The organism is Pseudomonas sp. NPDC098740 (assembly GCF_044760065.1).
Classification (GTDB): Bacteria; Pseudomonadota; Gammaproteobacteria; order Pseudomonadales; family Pseudomonadaceae; genus Aquipseudomonas; species Aquipseudomonas rossensis.
In genome coordinates this window covers 64,947-81,087 of record NZ_JBIWAM010000020.1, presented here as the reverse complement: position 1 = coordinate 81,087, position 16,141 = coordinate 64,947, and the positions used below count along the sequence as shown (strand labels likewise).

15 protein-coding genes and 1 pseudogene are annotated in these 16,141 nt (G+C 59.0%); 4 read left to right on the top strand and 12 right to left on the bottom strand.

What is annotated here, in order from left to right:
- Positions 1 to 112: 112 nt before the first annotated feature.
- The gene (locus tag ACIQU2_RS21960) at positions 113 to 1,078 is read right to left on the bottom strand and encodes a GlxA family transcriptional regulator (RefSeq protein WP_403143943.1); all 966 of its coding nucleotides are present in this window, start codon (positions 1,076 to 1,078) and stop codon (positions 113 to 115) included.
- 270 nt (positions 1,079 to 1,348) lie between these two features.
- Here ACIQU2_RS21960 and ACIQU2_RS21955 point away from each other — a divergent pair, with 270 nt between their 5' ends.
- The gene (locus ACIQU2_RS21955; RefSeq protein ID WP_140675225.1) at positions 1,349 to 1,990 is read left to right on the top strand and encodes an HD domain-containing protein; all 642 of its coding nucleotides are present in this window, start codon (positions 1,349 to 1,351) and stop codon (positions 1,988 to 1,990) included.
- Between the two features lie 91 nt (positions 1,991 to 2,081).
- On the opposite strand, the gene ACIQU2_RS21950 is transcribed toward ACIQU2_RS21955, so the two are convergent.
- From ACIQU2_RS21950 to ACIQU2_RS21915, 8 genes and pseudogenes are all read right to left on the bottom strand, one after another.
- Complete coding sequence (locus ACIQU2_RS21950; protein ID WP_347802446.1) at positions 2,082 to 2,975, bottom strand: ABC transporter permease subunit; 894 nt, start codon at positions 2,973 to 2,975, stop codon at positions 2,082 to 2,084.
- Entirely contained in the window at positions 2,972 to 3,853 is an 882-nt protein-coding gene (locus ACIQU2_RS21945) for an ABC transporter permease subunit (RefSeq protein ID WP_403143966.1), read from the bottom strand. Before ACIQU2_RS21945 ends, ACIQU2_RS21950 begins: the two co-directional genes overlap by 4 nt.
- 35 nt (positions 3,854 to 3,888) lie before the next feature.
- A complete protein-coding gene (locus tag ACIQU2_RS21940) occupies positions 3,889 to 5,031 on the bottom strand; it encodes an ABC transporter ATP-binding protein (RefSeq protein WP_008150457.1) in 1,143 nt (380 codons plus the stop codon).
- 74 nt (positions 5,032 to 5,105) lie between these two features.
- On the bottom strand, positions 5,106 to 6,203 hold the full coding sequence (locus ACIQU2_RS21935) for a polyamine ABC transporter substrate-binding protein (RefSeq protein WP_403143939.1): 1,098 nt from the start codon (positions 6,201 to 6,203) through the stop codon (positions 5,106 to 5,108).
- A 237-nt stretch (positions 6,204 to 6,440) separates the two neighbouring features.
- A complete protein-coding gene (locus tag ACIQU2_RS21930) occupies positions 6,441 to 7,538 on the bottom strand; it encodes a polyamine ABC transporter substrate-binding protein (RefSeq protein WP_403143965.1) in 1,098 nt (365 codons plus the stop codon).
- A gap of 197 nt (positions 7,539 to 7,735) precedes the next feature.
- Positions 7,736 to 9,100: an aspartate aminotransferase family protein gene (locus ACIQU2_RS21925; RefSeq protein WP_403143937.1), complete on the bottom strand. Its 1,365-nt coding sequence runs from the start codon at positions 9,098 to 9,100 to the stop codon at positions 7,736 to 7,738.
- Positions 9,101 to 9,157: 57 nt separating this feature from the next.
- Positions 9,158 to 10,516, bottom strand: coding sequence for a glutamine synthetase family protein (locus ACIQU2_RS21920; protein WP_347802449.1), 1,359 nt, complete (start codon positions 10,514 to 10,516; stop codon positions 9,158 to 9,160).
- Positions 10,517 to 10,615: 99 nt separating this feature from the next.
- Positions 10,616 to 10,933 (bottom strand): annotated as a pseudogene (locus ACIQU2_RS21915) (gamma-glutamyl-gamma-aminobutyrate hydrolase family protein); the annotation flags it as partial.
- A gap of 278 nt (positions 10,934 to 11,211) precedes the next feature.
- Between ACIQU2_RS21915 and ACIQU2_RS21910 the strand changes: the two are divergent.
- The 3 genes from ACIQU2_RS21910 (at position 11,212) to ACIQU2_RS21900 (ending at position 14,241) form a co-directional block, all read left to right on the top strand.
- Positions 11,212 to 12,588 carry a glutamine synthetase family protein gene (locus ACIQU2_RS21910; protein WP_134420785.1) on the top strand — a complete coding sequence of 459 codons (1,377 nt, stop codon included), beginning with the start codon at positions 11,212 to 11,214 and terminating at the stop codon, positions 12,586 to 12,588.
- 240 nt (positions 12,589 to 12,828) lie between these two features.
- On the top strand, positions 12,829 to 13,461 hold the full coding sequence (locus tag ACIQU2_RS21905; protein ID WP_347802450.1) for a TetR/AcrR family transcriptional regulator: 633 nt from the start codon (positions 12,829 to 12,831) through the stop codon (positions 13,459 to 13,461).
- 15 nt (positions 13,462 to 13,476) lie between these two features.
- Positions 13,477 to 14,241: a hypothetical protein gene (locus ACIQU2_RS21900; RefSeq protein ID WP_403143934.1), complete on the top strand. Its 765-nt coding sequence runs from the start codon at positions 13,477 to 13,479 to the stop codon at positions 14,239 to 14,241.
- A 63-nt stretch (positions 14,242 to 14,304) separates the two neighbouring features.
- Here the strand turns inward: ACIQU2_RS21900 and ACIQU2_RS21895 are convergent, their stop codons facing one another.
- The 3 genes from ACIQU2_RS21895 to ssuC are packed head-to-tail and all read right to left on the bottom strand — an operon-like array spanning position 14,305 to position 16,139.
- Positions 14,305 to 14,520 (bottom strand): molybdopterin-binding protein, encoded by a 216-nt coding sequence (locus ACIQU2_RS21895; protein WP_003229256.1) that lies wholly within the window; start codon positions 14,518 to 14,520, stop codon positions 14,305 to 14,307.
- A gap of 33 nt (positions 14,521 to 14,553) precedes the next feature.
- Complete coding sequence (gene ssuB / locus ACIQU2_RS21890; RefSeq protein WP_403143933.1) at positions 14,554 to 15,360, bottom strand: aliphatic sulfonates ABC transporter ATP-binding protein; 807 nt, start codon at positions 15,358 to 15,360, stop codon at positions 14,554 to 14,556.
- Complete coding sequence (gene ssuC / locus ACIQU2_RS21885) at positions 15,357 to 16,139, bottom strand: aliphatic sulfonate ABC transporter permease SsuC (RefSeq protein ID WP_008150441.1); 783 nt, start codon at positions 16,137 to 16,139, stop codon at positions 15,357 to 15,359. Before ssuC ends, ssuB begins: the two co-directional genes overlap by 4 nt.
- Positions 16,140 to 16,141 lie beyond the last annotated feature (2 nt).

Here is a 16,141-nt window from a genome sequence, read left to right as displayed (position 1 = left end):
CATCGCGAGCAAGCTCGCTCCCACATTTTGACCGCGTCCGTCTTAACAACTCGGTCAATTGTGGGAGCGAGCTTGCTCGCGATGAGGCCCTGACAAGCGACAAAAAGTTCAGTCAAACCAGCGCCGCAAAGTTCAGCCTGAACTGCTGCGGCGTCACGCCCAGCCTGCGGTTGAACACACTGCGCATGTGCTGGGCATCGCGAAATCCGCACTGATACGCCACGGTCTTCAGCGGCGAGTGGGTGCTTTCAAGCAGCACCCGCGCCGCATCCACCCTGGCCCGTTCGACGAATTCCGCCGGGGTGATTTTCGCCTCTTTGGTAAACACCCGGGAAAAGTTGCGGGCACTCATGTTGGCGGCGTTGGCCAGGTCGGCAATCGTCAGGTCCCCCGTCAGGTTGGCCAACACGTAGAGCTGCACCAACGCCACTGCCGAAGTGGGCTCGGCGTGTGGTGTGAGGAATGGGCTGAACTGTGACTGCCCGCCCGAGCGTTGAGTGAACACCACCAGTCGCTTGGCCACACTCAGCGCTACTTCCGGCCCGTGATCCCTGGCCAGCAAGTACAGCGACAGATCAATCCCGGCCGTGACACCCGCCGAGGTGTAGAGCTCGCCGTCCTCCACGTAAAGGCGATCAGCTTCGACCTGAGTCGACGGGCACACCTGCGCCAGCGCCGCGGCGTCGCCCCAGTGGGTGGTCACCGTTCGCCCGTCCAGCAATCCGGCCCGGGCGAGCATGAACGCGCCGTTGCAGATCGAACCAAAACGTTGCGCCTGCGCGCAGGCATTGCGCAGCCAGGCATCGAATGCCGCACCGAAATCCATGAACGGTAACTGCGGCCCACCGGCCACCAGCAGCAAGTCATAGGCCTCCAGCGCTTCGCTGAAATGCCGATGGGCATTGAGTGCCAAACCGTTGGAACACGGCATCACCCCGCGCTCGACGCCGATCACCTCCAGTCGATAGTGATCTGGCGGCTCAAGGAAACGATTGGCTTCGCAAAACACATCCATGGGACCGGTGACGTCCAGGGACTGAACGCCTGAGAACACCACGATGGCAACGGTTTTCTGCATGACAGGAAATCACCTTGAATGTGGAAAAGATCGCAGCCTTCGGCAGCTCCTACAGGTGTATGCCGATCCCATGTAGTAGCTGCCGAAGGCTGCGATCTTTTCTGGCTGATCACTATTAACCCTAGCCAATCCGCGCCCAACAAGCGAGGTTGGCGCGATATGCATGCTCATTGGCCGGGATCGCAGCCATGGATCGATTGTCCGGTTTCGGGTGCGCGGACAGACTGACCCCATCAGCGCCGCCACGGCGTTCCCCATGAGGACAGCACCATGAGCAGCACCATCGCCGGTATCAAAATCCCCGACAGCGCGTTGGCCAAGGCCACCACGGAATATATTCGCGACGTCGAATCAGACCTGCTGTATCACCACTCGCGTCGTGTGTTTCTGTTCGGTGCCTTGAGCGGTGAACGCAAGCAACTGGCCTACAACCCCGAACTGTTGTACGTCGGCGCGATGTTCCATGACTTGGGTCTGGTGGAAGGCCATCGCACTGACGACGAGCGCTTCGAAGTCGATAGCGCCAACGCTGCCAAAGCATTCCTCAAGCCTTACGGTTTGTCCGACGACGATATCGAGCAGGTCTGGTTGTCGATTGCTCTGCACACCACACCGGGCGTGCCGCAACACCTGCGGCCTAATGTGGCGCTGGTCACCGCTGGCGTCGAAATGGATGTGCTTGGCATCGATTACGCGGCATTCCCCAGCGCGCAACGCGAAGAAGTGGTGCATGCCCACCCGCGTGGCGAAGGGTTCAAGGAGTGCATCCTGTGTGCGTTTGCCAATGGCTTCAAACACAAGCCGGACACCACTTTTGGCACCGTGAACGCGGATGTGCTGGTCGACAGCGAGCCGGGTTTCAAACCGATGAACTTCGTCGAGATCATCCGCAAGTCCCCTTGGGTTTCCTGACCCATAAAGTCAAAAGATCGCAGCCTTCGGCAGCTCCTACAGAGGAATGCGTATCCTTGTAGGAGCTGCCGCAGGCTGCGATCTTTTGCTGTTAAGCCGCTTCCGGCGCCTGCTGGGCGCGACGCACGTCCGGTTGTTTCCAGGAGTCGGCAGCACCTTCTTCGATCGCCTGCTGAATCGCACGTTTGCGACTTTCTTCGGCACGACGGCTGAAGAACCAGACCAGGAACGTCATCAGCGATACCGCCAGCAAAATCAGACTGGCCACGGCATTGATCTCGGGTTTCACGCCCAGACGCACTGCCGAGAACACTTCCATCGGCAGGGTCGTGGAACCCGGGCCCGATACGAAGCTCGCCAACACTAGGTCATCCAGGGACAGGGCGAAGGACATCATGCCGCCAGCCCCCAACGATGGCGCGATCATCGGGATGGTGATCAGGAAGAAAACCTTCCATGGCCGCGCGCCAAGGTCCATGGCCGCTTCTTCGATGGACAGGTCCAGCTCACGCAAGCGCGCCGAGACCACCACCGCCACATACGCCGCACAGAATGTGGTGTGGGCGATCCAGATGGTGATGATGCCGCGCTCCTGTGGCCAACCGATCATTTGCGCCATCGCCACGAACAGCAGCAACAGCGACAGACCGGTGATCACTTCGGGCATCACCAGCGGCGCGGTGACCAGGCCACCGAACAGCGTACGACCCTTGAAGTGGGTGATACGGGTCAGCACGAATGCCGCCAACGTACCCAGCGCCACCGCCGCCACCGCCGTGTAGCAGGCGATTTCCAGCGAGCGCACCACCGACCCCATCAGCTGAGTGTTGTCCATCAAACCGACGTACCACTTGATTGACCAGCCACCCCACACCGTTACCAGTTTTGAGGCGTTGAACGAGTAGATCACCAGGATCAGCATCGGCGCGTAGATGAACAGCAAACCCGCAACCAGCATGAAACTTGAGAAACGGAAGCGCTTCATTCTTTACCCTCCATTTCTTTGGCCTGACTGCGGTTGAACAGGATGATCGGCACAATCAGGATCAACAGCATCACCACTGCCAGGGCAGATGCCACCGGCCAGTCACGGTTGTTGAAGAACTCTTGCCAGAGCACTTTACCGATCATCAGGGTTTCCGGACCGCCGAGCAGTTCCGGGATCACGAACTCGCCCACGACCGGAATGAACACCAGCATGCAGCCCGCGACGATGCCGTTCTTGGACAGCGGAATGGTGATCTTCCAGAAGCTGTTAAAAGTGCTCGAACCCAGGTCCGATGCGGCTTCCAACAGGCTGTTGTCGTGCTTCACCAGGTTGGCGTAGAGCGGCAGGATCATGAACGGCAGGTACGAATAAACGACGCCGATGTACACCGCGAGGTTGGTGTTGAGGATCTGCAGCGGCTCATTGATCCAGCCCATGCTCATCAGGAAACCATTGAGCAGACCGTTGTTGCTGAGGATGCCCATCCACGCATACACGCGGATCAGGATCGCAGTCCAGGTCGGCATCATGATCAGCAGCACCAGCACCGTTTGCATCTCTTTGCGGGCACTGGCGATGGCGTAGGCCATCGGGTAGCCGATCAGCAAACAGAGGACGGTGCTGATCAGCGCCATCTTCAACGAACCGAGGTAAGCGGCGATGTACAACTCGTCGCCGGCCAGCATCGCGTAGTTGCCGAGGTTGAGCAGCACTTGCAGTTTCTGGTCGATGAAGCTGTAGATCTCGGTGTACGGCGGAATGGCCACGTCGGCTTCGGCGAAGCTGATCTTCAGGACGATGAAGAACGGCAGCATGAAGAACAGGAACAGCCAAATGAACGGAACCCCGATGACCAGCTGACGGCCACCGGGAATTATTCGATTGAGGCGGCGTTTGAATTTGCGCATGTTCATGAGCGAAGTACCACGCCGCTGTCGTCTTCCCAATACACGTAAACCTGGTCACCCCAGGTTGGGCGCTGGCCACGGCGTTCGGCGTTGGCGACGAAAGACTGGACGATCTTGCCGCTCGGCAGCTCGACGTAGAACACCGAGTGGCCACCGAGGTAGGCGATGTCGTGCACCTTGCCGCTGGACCAGTTGTATTCACAGGTCGGCATGGTCGGTGTCACCAGCAGTTTTTCCGGACGGATCGCGTAGGTCACGGACTTGTCCTGCACCGACGTGCTGATGCCGTGGCCCACGTAAATCTGGCGGTCCAGGTCCTTGCAGGTGATGGTCGCGTGACCTTCGGCGTCGTCGATCACTTCACCGTCAAAGATGTTGACGTTGCCGATGAACTCGCAGACCAGACGGCTGGTCGGGGTTTCGTAGATGTCGATCGGGCTGCCGATCTGGGCGATCCAGCCCAGGTGCATGATCGCGATGCGCTCGGCCATGGTCATGGCCTCTTCCTGATCGTGGGTCACCATGACGCAGGTTACGCCGACCCGCTCGATGATCTCGACAAGCTCAAGCTGCATTTGCGAACGCAGCTTCTTGTCCAGAGCACCCATCGGTTCGTCGAGCAGCAACAGTTTCGGCCGCTTGGCCAACGAACGCGCCAGGGCCACACGCTGACGCTGACCACCGGACAACTGATGCGGCTTGCGCTTGGCGTATTGCGTCATCTGAACCAGCTTGAGCATGTCCGCGACACGGGCATCGACTTCAGCGGCGGGGATTTTGTCCTGCTTGAGGCCGAAGGCGATGTTCTGCGCCACGGTCATGTGCGGGAACAAGGCGTAGGACTGGAACATCATGTTGATCGGCCGCTCGTACGGCGGCATGTCGGTGATGTCTACGCCATCGAGGAAAATGCGCCCCTCCGTGGGCCGTTCGAATCCTGCGAGCATGCGCAGCAACGTGGATTTGCCCGATCCCGAACCGCCGAGCAGGGCGAAAATCTCGCCTTTCTTGATTTCCAGGGACACATCGTCCACGGCAATCGTCTCGTCGAACTTCTTCGTGACCCGGTCGATTTTGACCAACACCTGTTTAGGTGATTGGTCGCCCTCGAGGGCTTTCTTATAGGCGCCGGAGGCAACTGCCATTTACGAAACTCCCAGAAAAAAAGAGTGCAGTTCGCTCAAGGTGAGCCAACCTTGGATAATTTGAGCCTTTGTAGCTATTTACCCGACTTGACCTTGGTCCAGCTGCGGGTCATCAAACGTTGAATGTTTGGTGGTAACTCGATAGACACGTAAGTCTTGTCGAGGACGGCTTGCGGTGGATAAACCGACTTGTCGGTGCGAATGGACTGTTCCATCAGTGTGTCCGCCCCTGGGTTAGGGTTGGCGTAACCCACGTAATCACTGACCTGGGCGATCACCTCGGGTTTCAGCAAATAGTTGATGAAGGCATGGGCTTCCTTGACGTTGGCCGCATCCTTGGGGATCGCCAGCATGTCGAACCAGAGCGCGCCGCCCTCTTTCGGAATCGAGTAGGCGATGTTCATGCCTTTGCCGGCTTCAGCCGCACGGGCCTTGGCCTGGAACATGTCGCCGGAAAAGCCGATCGCCACGCAGATATCGCCGTTGGCCAGGTCCGCGATGTATTTGGACGAGTGGAAATAGGTCACGTAAGGCCGCACCGCCAGCAACTTGGCTTCGGCCTTTTTGTAGTCTTCAGGGTTGGTGCTGTTGGCGTTCAGGCCCATGTAGTTGAGGACCGTGGGCATCATTTCATCGGCGGAGTCGAGGAACGCCACGCCGCAGCTGTGCAGTTTCTTGATGTTCTCCGGTTCGAACACCACATCCCAGGAATCGATCTTGTCGAGGCCCAGCACAGCCTTGACCTTGTCGACGTTGTAACCGATGCCGTTGGTGCCCCACAGATACGGTACGGCGTACAGGTTACCCGGATCGTTTTGCTCCAGGCGCTTGAGCAGCACCGGGTCGAGGTTGGCATAGTGGGTGAGCTTGGACTTGTCGAGTTTCTGGAAAGCACCGGCCTTGATCTGCTTGCCAAGGAAGTGGTTGGACGGCACGACCACGTCATAACCGGTACGCCCGGCCAGCAACTTGCCTTCCAGGGTTTCGTTAGAATCGAAAACGTCATACACCGGTTTGATGCCGGTCTCTTTCTGGAAGTCGGCCAGAGTCGTCGAACCGATGTAGTCCGACCAGTTATAAATATGCACAGTGCCGGCCGCCTGGACACTAACGGCAAGCGTCAGTCCGGCGCCGACCAGCAGTGCATTGCGCAACAAAGAAAAAATAGGCACGTGGAGGTCCTCTAAAATTAGTTGGGCCCAAGTTGCCCCGCGTTACATGACAGCCATGGCTGCCTGGCAACAAAACCGGCGCGCAACTTACCCTCGAAAAACCGTTCCAGCAAACTTTATGAAGATCCCTGTAGCAGCTGCCGCAGGCTGCGTTCAACTGCGAAGCCGTTGTGCTGTCGAAAAGCGGAGGTCCTTCGGACCTCAACGCAGCCTGCGGCAGCTGCTACAGGGTTTTACTTACTTACCGGATTTGATCTTGGTCCAGCTGCGGGTCATGAGCCGCTGGGTCGCGGCCGGCAAGTCGGCAATCGCGTACAGCTTGGCCAGCACGTCCGCTGGTGGGTAGATGCCTGGGTCGGCGGTGATGTCTTTATCGACCAATGCGGTGGCGGCCGCGTTTCCGTTCGGGAAGCGTACGGCGTTGGTGATTTCAGCCATGATTTCCGGCTTCTGCAGGAAGGTCATGAACTTGTAGGCGCCTTCGACGTTTTCGGCATCTTTAGGGATGGCGACCATGTCGTAGAAGCTGCCGGCACCTTCTTTCGGAATGTTGTAGCTGACTTTTACCTTGTCACCGGCTTCAGCCGCGCGGGACTTGGCCTGGTAGATGTCACCCGAGTAACCCACGGCCACGCAGATGTTGCCGTTGGCCAGGTCGGAAATGTACTTGGACGAGTGGAAGTAGCCCACCGAAGGACGAATCTTCAGGAACAGTGCTTCGGCTTCGGCCAGTTGTTTTTTGTCCTGGCTGTCGGTTGGATAGCCCAGGTAGTGCAACGCCACCGGAATCATCTCGGTTGGCGAATCGAGGAAGCTGATACCGCACGACTTCAACTTGGCGGCGTTTTCAGGTTTGAAGATCAGGTCCCAGGAATTGGTTGGCGCATCGGCACCCAGTGCAGCCTTGACCTTCTCGGCGTTGAAGCCGACACCGATCGAACCCCACATGTACGGGAAAGCGTGTTCGTTGCCCGGGTCGCTTACCGATACTGCTTTAAGCAGGTCAGGGTTCAGGTTCTTCCAGTTAGGCAGCTTGGACTTGTCGAGCTTCTGGTAAACGCCGGCCTTGATCTGCTTGGCCAGGAAGTTGTTCGACGGTACGACGATGTCGTAGCCGGACTTGCCTGCCAGCAACTTGGCTTCCAGGGTTTCGTTACTGTCGAATACGTCGTAAACAACCTTGATCCCCGACTCGGCTTCGAACTTCTTGACGGTATCCGGTGCGATGTAATCGGACCAGTTGTACACGTGAAGAACCTTGTCGTCCGCCTGAACTGCGCCCGCCATCACGCCCATCAGGGACATGGCGAGGAGGGTCTTGCCAGCTATCTTCATACCTAATGCCTTCATGGGTAATGCTCCAATTTTTCTTTTTAACCACGTTCTTGTTAACCAAGAGCCAGCGGCCTATTCCTGGGCAACTAAAACAACCGGTAGTCTGGCAAGATCCCAGGCAGGCTTTCAAGGAAAGACCCATCCTTTGTTTGCGCTGAGCGAAATGCGAACTTCGCACCCCGCTCAGAGCCTAGCACTTAGCCCTGCAACGCACTCAGGGTCAGGTCCAGACACTTGCGTGCCTTGGTCACCAACTCATCGATTTCTGCCGGTGTAATCACCAGTGGTGGAGCAATGATCATGGTGTCGCCGACGGCGCGCATGATCAGGCCGTTTTCGAAGCAGAACGTGCGGCAAATCATGCCGGCGCCCTTGCCTTCGTAACGCTTGCGAGTGGCCTTGTCCTGCACCAGCTCGATCGCCCCCAGCAGCCCCACGCCGCGGACTTCCCCCACCAATGGGTGATCGTTCAGTTCCCGTAGACGCTTTTGCAAATAGGGTGCCGTTTCTGCATGAACGCGCTCGATAATTTTTTCTTCGCGCAGGATGCGGATGTTTTCCAGCGCCACCGCAGCCGCTACCGGGTGCCCGGAATAGGTGAAACCGTGGTTGAAATCGCCACCTTCATTGAGCACCGCAACCACTTCGTCACGCACGATCAGGCCACCCATAGGGATGTAGCCGGACGTCAGGCCTTTGGCGATGGTCATCATGTCGGGTCTGAGGTCGTAGAAATCGGAACCGAACCACTCACCGGTGCGGCCGAAACCACAGATCACTTCGTCCGCCACGAACAGGATGTCGTACTTGGCGAGGATTTCCTTGATGCGCGGCCAGTAGGTGTCTGGCGGAATGATCACGCCGCCGGCGCCCTGGATCGGCTCGGCAATAAAGGCACCGACGTTGGCCACGCCGACTTCCAGAATCTTCTCTTCCAGCTGATTGGCCGCCCAGATACCGAACTCTTCCGGTGTCATCTCGCCGCCTTCAGCGAACCAGTACGGCTGCGCGATGTGGACGATGCCCGGGATCGGCAAGTCGCCTTGTTCGTGCATGTACGTCATGCCACCCAGGCTCGCGCCGGCCACGGTGGAACCGTGATAGCCGTTCTTGCGGCTGATGATGACTTTCTTCTTCGGCTGACCCTTGATCGCCCAGTAGTGACGAACCATACGCAGCATGGTGTCGTTGCCTTCAGAGCCGGAACCGGTGAAGAACACGTGGTTCATGCCTTGTGGCGCGATGTCGGAGATGGCCTTGGCCAGTTCCAGCACCGGCGGGTGAGCCGTCTGGAAGAACAGGTTGTAGTAAGGCAGTTCGCGCATTTGTTTACTGGCGGCATCGGCCAGTTCATCGCGACCGTAGCCGATCGCCACGCACCACAGGCCGGCCATGCCGTCGAGGATCTTGTTGCCTTCGCTGTCCCAGAGGTAAACGCCCTTGGCGTTGGTGATGATCCGTGGGCCTTTCTCTTTCAGCTGCTTGAAATCGCTGAACGGCGCCAGGTGGTGATCGTTGCTCAGGGTTTGCCATTCACGGGTTTGCGGGTTGTTGCTGGTCATGCGAATTCTCCTAAGATTTCAGTGAAGGCGCCGCCAATATCAGCGGCGCCCGGCGCATCAGACGGCGAAGAGCAGGAATTCCCGCTCCCACGAACTGATCACGCGCTTGAAGTTTTCATGCTCGGCCCGCTTGACCGCGACGTAGCCAGTGATGAATTTTTTGCCCAGGTATTTCTCGATAGTCGCGCTGTGTTCCATGCGTTCCAGCGCGTCTTCGATGGTCAGTGGCAGGCGCAGGTTGCGGCGTTCATAGCCACGCCCCACCACCGGCGCACTCGGGTTCAAACCTTCGACCATGCCGATGTAACCGCAGAGCAGGCTCGCGGCAATCGCCAGGTACGGGTTGGCGTCGGCGCCCGGCAGGCGGTTTTCCACCCGACGGTTTTGCGGCCCGGCATCCGGAACCCGCAGGCCCACGGTGCGGTTCTCTTCGCCCCACTCCACGTTCACCGGTGCCGAAGTGTCCGGCAGGAAGCGGCGGAACGAGTTCACGTTCGGCGCGAACAGCGGCAACAACTCGGGGATCAGTTTCTGCAAACCACCGATGTGGTTCAGGAACAACTGGCTCATGGACCCGTCTTCGTTGGAGAAGACGTTCTTGCCGGTCTCGATGTCGATGATGCTCTGGTGCAAGTGCATCGCGCTGCCCGGCTCGCCAGTCATGGGCTTGGCCATGAACGTCGCCGCCACGTTGTGCTTGAGCGCGGCTTCGCGCATGGTGCGCTTGAACACCAGGATCTGGTCGGCCAGGGACAGGGCATCGCCGTGACGGAAGTTGATTTCCATCTGCGCCGTGCCGTCCTCGTGGATCAGCGTGTCGAGGTCCAGCTCCTGCAATTCGCACCAGTCGTAGACGTCTTCGAACAACGGATCGAATTCGTTTGCCGCTTCAATCGAGAAGGACTGACGACCGGTTTCCGGGCGACCTGAGCGGCCAACCGGCGGTTGCAGCGGGAAGTCCGGGTCTTCGCAGCGCTTGGTCAGGTAGAACTCCATTTCTGGCGCCACGATCGGCTGCCAGCCCCTGTCGGAGTAGAGTTTCAGCACCTTTTTGAGCACGTTGCGCGGCGACAGCTCGATCGGGTTACCTTGCTTGTCGTAGGTGTCGTGGATCACCTGAGCGGTGGGCTCGATGGCCCAGGGCACCAGGAATACCGCGTTCTGGTCGGGGCGGCAGATCATGTCGATGTCGGCCGGGTCGAGCAGTTCGTAATAGATGTCGTCTTCGACATAGTCGCCGGTCACGGTCTGCAACAGAACGCTCTCGGGCAGGCGCATGCCTTTTTCGGCAATGAACTTGTTGGTCGGCGAAATCTTGCCCCGGGTGATCCCGGTCAAGTCGGCGATCATGCATTCGACTTCTGTGATCTTGTGGTCTTTCAACCAATCGGTGAGCTGGTCGAGGTTGTTACTCATAAATGCCTCTAGGCTGAGTTTCCTGACTCTTATAAGTCAGGCGTTGTTTGACGCATCGGCGTCGCGTGATACAGATTGCCACTGCAAGGGCCGCGCACAAAGACCCGCAGCGACCAGAGCAGGGGGCAGGGAGAGCGTAGCCGGGCGTGCAGAATCATGAGCAGGGCCCGACGCAATGGCCGGGCCGTTGAAGTAAAACGGTTCTATATTGGAAACAGAGGCAGTAAAGAGAATGTCGTGCAGACCGTCCAGAATATCGGACGGAGGCACAAAAGCAGCCGGGGAAGGAAGAGTCGACGATACACCGCTGGCAAGGCTGGCCTTGGCGTGGACGTACGGATCGCCACTGATGTGATAAGCATGCAGACCGATCTGCTTAGAGCAGGCGGTGACGCCGATTAACGGCAGGCGAGACATGAAGCACCCCGGTATTATTGCTGTTATGGGTTTGAATCGAGCTTAGCCTTGTTCATTTTTTTACACAACACCCCCGTAAAAAATACAACACGGCCCGCTCAAGCCCGCAGACGCTAAAGCGCTCAAAGGCATAAAAACGCCCCAAAGTGCCTCAAAAAAGCCCCACGGGTGCTTTTTTAGGGCAAAAAAGGCCTCGCTTGACTTCGGCATGCCGTTCGGGTTGACTGAAACCCGAAGAGATCAATGATTGATATTTTTAACAACAAAGGTGTTGCATCATGTCGGTACCCCCGCGTGCCGTTCAGCTTAACGAAGCGAACGCGTTCCTTAAGGAACATCCTGAGGTTCTGTACGTTGACCTTCTGATTGCGGATATGAATGGGGTGGTGCGCGGCAAGCGCATTGAACGCACCAGCCTCCACAAGGTTTACGAGAAAGGCATCAACCTGCCGGCCTCTCTATTTGCTCTGGATATCAATGGCTCGACGGTGGAAAGCACCGGCCTGGGTCTGGACATCGGCGATGCTGACCGAATCTGCTATCCAATCCCTGACACCCTGTGCAACGAGCCTTGGCAGAAGCGCCCTACCGCGCAACTGTTGATGACCATGCACGAACTGGAAGGCCAGCCGTTCTTTGCCGACCCGCGAGAAGTGCTGGCCAATGTCGTGCGCAAGTTCGACGAGATGGGCCTGACCATCTGCGCCGCGTTCGAACTGGAGTTCTACCTGATCGACCAGGAGAACGTGAACGGTCGTCCGCAACCGCCACGCTCGCCAGTGTCCGGCAAACGCCCGCACTCGACACAGGTCTACCTGATCGACGACCTCGACGAATACGTCGACTGCCTCCAGGACATTCTGGAAGGTGCGAAAGAGCAAGGCATCCCTGCCGACGCGATCGTCAAGGAAAGTGCCCCGGCGCAGTTCGAAGTGAACCTGCACCACGTGGCCGACCCGATCAAGGCCTGCGACTACGCAGTTCTGCTCAAGCGTCTGATCAAAAACATCGCCTACGACCATGAGATGGACACCACCTTCATGGCCAAGCCTTACCCGGGCCAGGCGGGTAACGGTCTGCACGTCCACGTCTCGATTCTTGATAGAGACGGCAAAAACATTTTTGCCAGTGAGGATCCCGAGCAGAACGCCGCACTGCGTCACGCGATCGGCGGTGTGCTCGAGACCCTACCGGCGCAGATGGCTTTCCTGTGCCCGAACGTCAACTCCTACCGTCGTTTCGGCGCACAGTTCTACGTGCCGAATGCCCCGTGCTGGGGTCTGGACAACCGCACTGTTGCGGTACGTGTGCCAACCGGTTCCGCCGACGCGGTCCGTCTGGAACACCGCGTTGCCGGCGCGGATGCCAACCCGTACCTGCTGATGGCTTCGGTCCTGGCAGGCGTGCATCACGGCCTGACCAACAAGATCGAGCCGGGCGCACCCGTGGAAGGCAACTCCTACGAGCAGAACGAGCAAAGCCTGCCGAACAACCTGCGCGATGCATTGCGTGAGCTGGACGACAGCGAAGTCATGGCCAAGTACATCGATCCGAAATACATCGATATCTTCGTCGCATGTAAAGAGAGCGAGCTGGAAGAGTTCGAACACTCCATCTCCGACCTCGAGTACAACTGGTACCTGCATACTGTGTAAGCGGTTGCAGTAAAAACAACGCCGCAGGCCTCACAGCTTGCGGCGTTTTTTTATGCGTTCCTTCAGTTAAACCGAGTTGCATTCATCGCGAGCAAGCTCGCTCCCACAGGGATCTTCTTTGACCACAAAATCTGCATTCAACATCGATCAAATGTGGGAGCGAGCTTGCTCGCGATGGCGTCCTGGCAGACAACATAGATACCTGCTCGTACAATGCCCGCTGCCCCGCAGGAGACACCAATGACCCGACTCGCCACCCCACGCAAACCCCGCGCTCGCAGCCAGGCCCGGATCGATTCGATACTCGATGCCGCCCGCACGCTGCTGGCTGCCGAGGGCGTGGCCAGCCTGTCGATCTACAGCGTCGCTGAACGCGCAGAGATCCCGCCCTCCTCCGTCTACCACTTCTTCGCCAGCGTCCCGGCGCTGCTCGAAGCCCTGACGGCCGACGTCCACGCTGCGTTCCGTGCCTGCCTGCAAGCCCCCATCGACCATGACGCCCTCAACGGCTGGCGCGATCTGTCGCGACTGGTGGAACAACGCATGCTCGCGATCTACAGCGAAGACGCCGCCGCCCGCCAGCTCATTCTTGCCCAGCACGGTTTGACCGAGGTCACCCAGGCCGACCGTCAGCACGACATCGAACTCGGCGACTTGATGCACAAACTCTTCGATCATCACTTCGAATTGCCGAAGCTTCCGACCGATGTCGATGTGTTTGCCCTGGCCATGGAGCTCGGCGACCGCGTCTATGCGCGCTCGGTGCAACAACACGGACAGATCACCCCACGCATGGCCGAAGAAGGCATGCGGGTATTCGACGCCTATCTGGGCCTGTATTTGCCGCCCTACCTGTCCAAGCGCGACGCATAACGCAACGAGGTGTTCATGGCACACGTTCCAGACAACTACCTTGGCGTGTGGCAACGACGCCTGATCAAATTCCAGTCGGGGCGCGTCGACAGCGAAACGGCCGTGTACTGGTTGCAAACCCCGCGCTTGTTTGCCGACCTGCGCATCCCGCCTGCCCCGCTTCCGGCCTTGCCGCTGGAACAACTGAATCACGCTGATTTGCTGACCCTGAGCGAGCAAAAAGGCTTCGCCGGCGTAACCCAGGTCGACGGCGACATTTGCCAGTGGCATCGCAAACTCGACTACCAGCCCATCAGCGCCGAAGAAGACATCGGGCGCATGCATTTTGAAACCAGCGAACGCCTGATCGAAACCGCCCTGGACGACAGCTACTACGAGATCTGGGAGCGGCTGCCGGACTCTCGCGGCACCTGTCGCGGTCAGTGGTTGCAGGCGGTCGATGATCCAACGCGCGTTGCCTGCCTGGTGCTGGCCGGTGACTACTTTCTGTTCGCCGCCAGCCGGGTTGTCGCGCTGGAACCCGGTGGTCATTTGCGCGAACACATCGACTCGGCCACCGCTCAGCCGCAGCTTGCCTGCGAACTCTCTTTCGGCCGTCACCACGCCGGACAATCGCCGTGGCACATCGACTACTCCACACTGCCCATGCTGACCGGCCAGCCACTGTTGCCGGCAGACATTGATCCCAACGCCAGCGAGCTATTCAGCGACCCACGCCTGCTGTCTTCACTCGGCACCTACGCGCCTGCCGACGGTTGGCGCTGCGCACCCGAGCCCTGAACACCCGCGCATAAAAAACCCCGAAGGGTTCACACCCTTCAGGGTTGAGCGCAATGCACGCGCTTACAACTTGGCGATCGACACCTCGGTGGATTTCACAAACGCGATCACTTCGCTGCCGACCACCAGTTCCAGCTCTTTCACCGAGCGAGTGGTGATCACCGAGGTGACGATGCCGGAAGCGGTCTGTACGTCGATTTCGGACAGTACGTCGCCGAGTACGATTTCCTTGATGGAGCCTTTGAACTGGTTACGAACGTTGATGGCTTTGATCGTCATGATGGTGATTCCTGTCGTTGGATAAGGCTTGAGTTATTGAGCCCAGCGCAATTGCGTGGGCAATGGTGAAACAGGTTCCGGTGCCGGCGGCTCGCCGGGCAACGCCAGCACGCGATTGAGGACTTCGGTTTCCAGCGCCGCCAGCCGATGAGAGCCGCGAACCCGAGGGCGCGGCAACTCAACGTGCAGGTCGAGGCCGACTTCGCCCTCTTCAATCAGGATCACCCGATCGGCAATCGCCACCGCTTCACTGACGTCGTGGGTGACCAGCAACACGGTGAAACCGTGCTTCTGCCAGAGCCGTTCGATCAGCTGCTGCATTTCAATTCGGGTCAGGGCATCCAGTGCGCCCAGCGGTTCGTCCAGCAACAGCAACCGCGGTTGATGGATCAATGCGCGGGCCAGGGCCACTCGTTGCTTCTGGCCGCCGGACAAGGCGGCGGGCCATTCATTGGCGCGGTCGGCCAGACCGACCGACTCCAACGCTTCCAGCGCTTGTGGCCGCCAGTTGCCCTTGAGCCCGAGGCCGACGTTGTCGATGACCTTTTTCCAGGGCAACAAACGCGCTTCCTGGAACATCAATCGGGTGTCTTCCCGCGCCTCACTGAGCGGCGCAGAACCCGCGAGCGATTCACCGCCCGTGGGTTTGTCGAGACCGGCGAGCAAGCGCAGCAAGGTACTTTTGCCGCAACCGCTACGACCGACCACGGCGACAAACTGACCGGCCGGGATGTGCAGATCGATCTCGCGCAGCACTTGCCGCGAGCCAAAGGTTTTTTGCAGTTTGCGCACCGCCAGCGGAATCCCGCGCAGCAGGCGTGGAGGTTGTTGAGCCGTCATGCCGCACCTCCTTTCACAACCTGATAGGCCGGGTGCCAGCGCAACCACACGCGTTCAAGCCCGCGGGCCGCGAGGTCGGCGAGTTTGCCGAGCACGGCGTACAAAAGAATCGCCAGTACCACCACGTCGGTCTGCAAGAACTCCCGGGCATTCATCGCCAGATAGCCAATGCCGGAGCTGGCGGAAATGGTTTCCGCGACGATCAACGTCAGCCACATGAAGCCCAGCGCAAACCGCACGCCGACCAGAATCGAAGGCAGCGCGCCCGGCAGAATCACCTGACGGAACAGGCTGAAACCGGACAAGCCATAACTGCGGGACATTTCCACCAGCGCCGGATCGACGTTGCGGATGCCGTGATACGTGTTGAGGTAGATCGGGAACAATGTGCCCAACGCCACCAGGAAAATCTTCGCCGACTCATCAATGCCAAACCACAGGATCACCAGCGGAATCAGCGCCAGGTGCGGCACGTTGCGGATCATCTGCACCGAACTGTCGAGCAGGCGCTCGCCCCATTTCGACAGGCCAGTGATGAAACCCAGGGTCAGACCGATGCTGCCGCCGATGGCAAAGCCCAGCGCCGCACGCCAGCCGCTGATCGCCAGGTGCGTCCAGATTTCACCGCTGCGCACCAGGCTGACGCCGGCTTCGATGACGGCGATTGGCGCCGGCAGAATCCGTGTCGACAACCAGCCCGCCGACACCGACAACTGCCACACCGCCAGCAGCAACACCGGCAACGCCCAGGGCGCAAGGTTATGGATAAGTTTCTTCATGG

What these genes read in the sequence shown, in the direction of transcription:
- ACIQU2_RS21960 (WP_403143943.1), bottom strand. Translation starts at nt 1,078, where the DNA reads ATGCAGAAAACCGTTGCCATCGTGGTGTTCTCAGGCGTTCAGTCCCTG.
- ACIQU2_RS21955 (WP_140675225.1), top strand. Translation starts at nt 1,349, where the DNA reads ATGAGCAGCACCATCGCCGGTATCAAAATCCCCGACAGCGCGTTGGCC.
- ACIQU2_RS21950 (WP_347802446.1), bottom strand. Translation starts at nt 2,975, where the DNA reads ATGAAGCGCTTCCGTTTCTCAAGTTTCATGCTGGTTGCGGGTTTGCTG.
- ACIQU2_RS21940 (WP_008150457.1), bottom strand. Translation starts at nt 5,031, where the DNA reads ATGGCAGTTGCCTCCGGCGCCTATAAGAAAGCCCTCGAGGGCGACCAA.
- ACIQU2_RS21930 (WP_403143965.1), bottom strand. Translation starts at nt 7,538, where the DNA reads ATGAAGATAGCTGGCAAGACCCTCCTCGCCATGTCCCTGATGGGCGTG.
- ACIQU2_RS21925 (WP_403143937.1), bottom strand. Translation starts at nt 9,100, where the DNA reads ATGACCAGCAACAACCCGCAAACCCGTGAATGGCAAACCCTGAGCAAC.
- ACIQU2_RS21920 (WP_347802449.1), bottom strand. Translation starts at nt 10,516, where the DNA reads ATGAGTAACAACCTCGACCAGCTCACCGATTGGTTGAAAGACCACAAG.
- ACIQU2_RS21910 (WP_134420785.1), top strand. Translation starts at nt 11,212, where the DNA reads ATGTCGGTACCCCCGCGTGCCGTTCAGCTTAACGAAGCGAACGCGTTC.
- ACIQU2_RS21905 (WP_347802450.1), top strand. Translation starts at nt 12,829, where the DNA reads ATGACCCGACTCGCCACCCCACGCAAACCCCGCGCTCGCAGCCAGGCC.
- ACIQU2_RS21900 (WP_403143934.1), top strand. Translation starts at nt 13,477, where the DNA reads ATGGCACACGTTCCAGACAACTACCTTGGCGTGTGGCAACGACGCCTG.
- ACIQU2_RS21895 (WP_003229256.1), bottom strand. Translation starts at nt 14,520, where the DNA reads ATGACGATCAAAGCCATCAACGTTCGTAACCAGTTCAAAGGCTCCATC.
- ssuB (WP_403143933.1), bottom strand. Translation starts at nt 15,360, where the DNA reads ATGACGGCTCAACAACCTCCACGCCTGCTGCGCGGGATTCCGCTGGCG.
- ssuC (WP_008150441.1), bottom strand. Translation starts at nt 16,139, where the DNA reads ATGAAGAAACTTATCCATAACCTTGCGCCCTGGGCGTTGCCGGTGTTG.